Here is a 1523-nt window from a genome sequence, read left to right as displayed (position 1 = left end):
ATCCTCGCTATAGTTAGGTCCCTGGGCCGGATAGAGCCCTTCGAAACGCAGCATGTGGCCGGACAGTTGCACGGTCTCGCCAGCATGCATCGACAAGATCTTCTCGGTGCCGAAGCAAAGCGTGCCGACGATGCCCAGCGTCGTCAGCCCGAGGCCAAGATGGGCGAGTGCGGTGCCGAAGACCGAACGCGGCAGGCCGGCGAAGCGCCTGAGCATGACGCCGGGCGCGACAGTGCCGAAGCCGGACTTGACGGCAATATCGGTGAGCGCGCCGCAGATCAGCCAGAAGGCCAGGCCGACGCCAAGTGCCGCGAACACTGAGGCGCCATCGATGAACAAGGCCGTTACCAGCACGGCCAGAAGCGCTGCGGCGAAGGCCGCCATCAGGCGCTGGGCGACGGCGAAGATGTCGCCGCGCTTCCAGGCCAGCAATGGTCCGAATGGGACCAAGACCAATAGCGGCACCATCAGCGGTCCGAATGTCAGGTTGAAGAACGGCGCGCCGACCGAAATTTTATCGGCTGAAACGGCCTCGACCGCCAACGGATACAATGTGCCGATCAGCACGGTGGCAGTGGCCGTGGTCAGGAACAGGTTGTTGAGGACCAGCGCTCCTTCGCGCGAGATCGGATGAAACAGGCCGCCGGCCGTCAACCTCGAGGCGCGCAGAGCGAACAACGCCAACGATCCGCCGATGAACAGTGTCAGGATGCCGAGAATGAACACGCCTCGCGTCGGATCGGTGGCGAAGGCGTGGACGGAAGTGAGCACGCCTGAGCGCACCAGGAAGGTGCCGAGCAGCGACAGCGAGAAGGTCAGGATCGCCAGCAACAGTGTCCATATCTTCAGGGCCGAGCGCTTTTCCATGACGATCGCCGAATGGAGCAGCGCCGTGCCCCCCAGCCAAGGCATGAAGGAGGCGTTCTCGACCGGATCCCAGAACCAGAAACCACCCCAGCCAAGTTCGTAATAGGCCCAGTAGGAACCCATGGCGATGCCGCCGGTCAGGAACATCCAGGCGACCAGCGTCCATGGCCGCACCCAGCGGGCCCACGACGCGTCGATGCGGCCTTCGATGAGGGCGGCGACCGAGAAGGAAAAGCAAATCGAGAAGCCGACATAGCCGAGATAGAGCAGCGGCGGATGGATGGCGAGGCCGAGATCCTGCAGGATCGGATTGAGATCGCGGCCCTCGATCGGCGCCGGATTGAGCCTGGCGAACGGGTTTGATGTCGCCAGGATGAACAGGAAAAAGGTGGCGCCGATCGCCCCTTGCACGGCCAGCACATTGGCTCGAAGGGCCGCGGGAAGATTGCGGCCGAAAGCCGCGACGAGGGCGCCGAAAAAGGTCAGGATCAGCACCCAGAGCAGCATCGAGCCCTCGTGATTGCCCCAAGTGCCGGTGATCTTGTAGATCAGCGGCTGCAGCGAATGCGAGTTGTCCCAGACGTTGGCCACCGAAAAATCGGACGTCGCATAGGCTATGGCCAGCGCCGCGAAGGACAGAGCGGTCAAGGTAAAGC

General features: G+C 63.1%; 1 protein-coding gene. It reads right to left on the bottom strand.

Features of this window, described 5'->3' with window-relative positions; all coding sequences use genetic code 11:
- A partial coding sequence (locus tag EOA86_RS34180) for a heme lyase CcmF/NrfE family subunit (protein WP_164892305.1) occupies positions 1-1523 on the bottom strand: 1523 nt, incomplete at both ends.

The sequence above is a fragment of the Mesorhizobium sp. M5C.F.Ca.IN.020.32.2.1 genome (assembly GCF_004023105.1).
Lineage (GTDB): Bacteria > Pseudomonadota > Alphaproteobacteria > Rhizobiales > Rhizobiaceae > Mesorhizobium > Mesorhizobium wenxiniae.
This window is presented reverse-complemented; position numbering and strand designations above follow the sequence as displayed.